At 69.4% G+C, this 3188-nt stretch carries 3 protein-coding genes; 1 reads left to right on the top strand and 2 read right to left on the bottom strand.

What is annotated here, in order from left to right; translation table 11 throughout:
- Positions 1-66: 66 nt before the first annotated feature.
- Both QMK34_RS16055 and QMK34_RS16050 read right to left on the bottom strand, forming a co-directional pair.
- Positions 67-1692: an acyl-CoA dehydrogenase family protein gene (locus tag QMK34_RS16055; RefSeq protein ID WP_326414788.1), complete on the bottom strand. Its 1626-nt coding sequence runs from the start codon at positions 1690-1692 to the stop codon at positions 67-69.
- Positions 1676-2281, bottom strand: a complete 606-nt coding sequence (locus tag QMK34_RS16050) for a TetR/AcrR family transcriptional regulator (RefSeq protein ID WP_326414787.1) — start codon at positions 2279-2281, stop codon at positions 1676-1678. Before QMK34_RS16050 ends, QMK34_RS16055 begins: the two co-directional genes overlap by 17 nt.
- A 123-nt stretch (positions 2282-2404) precedes the next feature.
- Here QMK34_RS16050 and QMK34_RS16045 point away from each other — a divergent pair, with 123 nt between their 5' ends.
- Positions 2405-2734, top strand: a complete 330-nt coding sequence (locus tag QMK34_RS16045) for a zinc-binding dehydrogenase (protein WP_326414786.1) — start codon at positions 2405-2407, stop codon at positions 2732-2734.
- Positions 2735-3188: the final 454 nt, after the last annotated feature.

Here is a 3188-nt window from a genome sequence, read left to right as displayed (position 1 = left end):
TGACGGCGTTTAACGCCGTCATGGTGGCCTTCAGGGACCACGATTTCGAACGGCAAGGGGGGTGTCCTAGACCGTCACTTCAGCGCGGGCGATGATCGCGCGGGTGTCCACTCCGGACGGCAGTGTGCCGAACGCGATGCCCCAGTCGCCGCCGAAACGCGACGCGCAGAATGCGTCGGCCACTGCGGGGGCGCCGAGCCGAACCAGCAGGGAACCCTGCAGGACCAGCGCCATCGACTCCACCACTCGCCGGGCGCGGTATTCCAGCCCGGCCGGATCGGTGAACTCCTTGCGCAGCCGGTCGACCGCGTCGTCCAGGCGCCCGTCGGCGCCCGCGGCCAGCTCGACCTCGGCGAAGTACGCCGCGACCGTCTCCGGCTGCTTCGCCATCGCGCGCAGGGCGTCCAGCGCGGCGACGTTGCCCGAGCCCTCCCAGATGGACATCAGCGGGGCCTCGCGATAGAGCCGGGGCATCCCCGACTCCTCGACGTACCCGTTGCCGCCCAAGCATTCCAGCGCTTCCGCCGCGTGTGCGGGCGCCCGTTTGCAGACCCAGTACTTCGACACCGCCAGCCCGAGCCGCCGGAACGCCTGTTCCTGTTCGTCGCCGGGCCGGTCGATCGCCGCGGCGAGCCGCATGCCGACCGTCGTGGCCGCTTCGGACTCCAGCACCAGGTCGGCCAGGACGTTCGTCATCAGCGGCTGGTCGGCCAGCGCCGCGCCGAACGCGTGGCGGTGCCGCGCGTGGTGCACCGCCCGGACCACCCCGGCGCGCATCCCCGCGGCGCTGCCGATCGCGCAGTCGAGCCGCGTGTTGTTGACCATCTCGATGATGGTCCGCACGCCGCGGCCCTCCTCGCCGACCAGCCAGCCGACGGCGTTGTCGTACTCGATCTCCGAGGACGCGTTCGACCGGTTGCCCAGCTTGTCCTTCAACCGCTGCAACCGGATCCCGTTCAGCGTGCCGTCGGGCAGGACGCGGGGGAGCAGGAAACAGGAGAGCCCGCCCGGCGCCTGCGCCAGTGTCAGGAACAGGTCGCACATCGGCGCGGAGGTGAACCACTTGTGCCCGACCAGGACATAGCTGCCGTCACCGGCCGGGCGCGCGGTCGTCGTGTTGGCGCGGACGTCGGAGCCGCCCTGCTTCTCGGTCATCGACATGCCCGCGAGCAGTCCGCGTTTGGTGCTCGGCTCGCGCAGCCCGAAGTCGTACTCGGTCGCGGCCAGCAGCGGCTCGTACCTCGCGGAGAGCTCGGGGTTGAACCGCAGCGCCGGGATCGCCGCATAGGTCATCGAGATCGGGCAGCTGTGCCCGACCTCGACCTGGCCCCAGACGTACATCTTCGCCGCGCGGGCCGCGTGCGTCCCCGGCCGCGAGTCCCGCCACGGCGTGGCGTGCAGCCCGTGCCCGACCGCGACCTTCATCAGCTCGTGCCAGTAGGGGTGGAACTCCACCTCGTCGATCCGGCGCCCGAAACGGTCATGGGTGCGCAGGACCGGCTCGTTCTCGTTGGCCAGCCGCCCCCACTCCTGCGCCTCCTCGCCACCGGCACGACGTCCCAGCTCGTGGAGTTCGTCCGCCGCCCAGCCCGCGCCCGCCTGCTCGAGGCCTTCGAGCAGAGCCGGATCGGCGGCGACGTCGTAGCCGAGCAACGGCGGGACCTGGTTGGTGACTTCATGCGTGGCCGGCATCGGAACCTCCCAAAGAACGCAGGACAAAGGTACGGAGTTCGGAGACCTCACTCGCGCTGCCCGAGGTCAGCGGGCCGATGAGCACCTCGGCCGCGGCGCCGACCAGCGCCGCCGCGGTGAGCTCGGCGTCCTGTGCGGGCAACGCGCCCGAACGGACACCGTCGGCGATGTGCCCGGCGACGACGTCACGGAACGCGCGCCGGAAGACGAGCCGCTCGGCTTCGACCGGCGCGTCCACCGGCTCGGCGAGCAGGGCATAAGCCTGACGAGGGGCCTTCAGCGCGCGGTTCGCGAAGGTCTCGAACACCGCGAGGACCCGCTCTGCCGGATTGCCGAGACCCTCGGACGCCTGCCGCACCGCCCGCACTTCCCCGCCGACGACCTTGCGGAACAGCTCGACGACCAGCTCGGCCTTGCCGGGGAAGTGCTTGTAGACGCTGCCGACGGCGATCCCGGCCCGGTCCGCGACCGCGGCTACCGAGCAGCCGCCGTACCCGCGCTCGGCGAGCAGCTCCACCGCGGCGTCGATGATCAGGCCGCGCTGGGCGTCGAGCCGCTGCTGCACTTTCGGGGTCCGTCGATAGGGCACCGAAGAAGTGAAGCAGCGATTCACTACTTCAGTCAAGCCTGCCGCTGACGGCGACCGGACCCGAAGCCCGGAAGGTGCGCCGGTAGGTCGACCGAGCAACACGACTTCCTGCGCGAACTCGGCGTGGATGCCTGCATCGATCACCGCACTAAGGACTTCACCGACACCGAAGAGCGCTACGACGTCGTCCTTGACGCTCTCGGCGGAGAAACAGCCACCCGCTCCGTGGGCGTGCTCAGCCCCGGCGGTGTCCTCGTCTCCCTGCAACCGGGCACCGACGACACCCAGGCCGCGGCGGAGAAGGCACAGGTCCGCGCCGTCACCCTGATCGTCGAGCACGACCAGGCCGGGATGCGCGCCATCGCCGACCTCGTCGATCAGGGCAGGCTCCGGGCCCACGTCTCCGGCGCCTTCCCCCTCGCCGAAGGCGCTAAGAGGGCGTCCGGAAACTGATGTCATGGCGTCCAGTTTGGTGCCCAGGGCCGCGTGACTGACGGGGACTGTCACGCGGTCTGTTCTGGTGAAGGGGCCTTTTGCGAGGTTGAGTCGAGGGACAGTCCCCTTCAGTCGCGACCCCAGGTTTGCCGTGTGCCCTGATGGGAGCCTTCACGGCGTTGAACGCTGTCATGGTGGCCTTCAGGGGCACGCATGAAACGGTCGTGGCGGTATGAAACGGGCGAATGGGCCGCTTTTTCGTCCTTTGTGGAGGGTAGGCGGCTTCGAAGGACAGGTGCCCGAGGCTTCGAGCGGCGGCTGCTTACGTCAGTTCTCAGACGCGTTCTAAGCTTGTTGTTTAACCTGTTTGGTTCGTTGCGTTTGTGGCTCTTGTGTCCGTTTTGGGGTTCTTTCCGACGTGGCATACGACAGCGCGGTGGGTGTTTCGTGAGCCTGGTGGGCGGCCTGGGCC

The sequence above is a fragment of the Amycolatopsis sp. H20-H5 genome, assembly GCF_035828755.1.
Taxonomy (GTDB): domain Bacteria; phylum Actinomycetota; class Actinomycetes; order Mycobacteriales; family Pseudonocardiaceae; genus Amycolatopsis.
The sequence above is the reverse complement of the archived record's forward strand: the minus strand, read 5'-3'. Positions and strand labels throughout refer to the sequence as shown.

What these genes read in the sequence shown, in the direction of transcription:
- QMK34_RS16055 (WP_326414788.1), bottom strand. Translation starts at nt 1,692, where the DNA reads ATGCCGGCCACGCATGAAGTCACCAACCAGGTCCCGCCGTTGCTCGGC.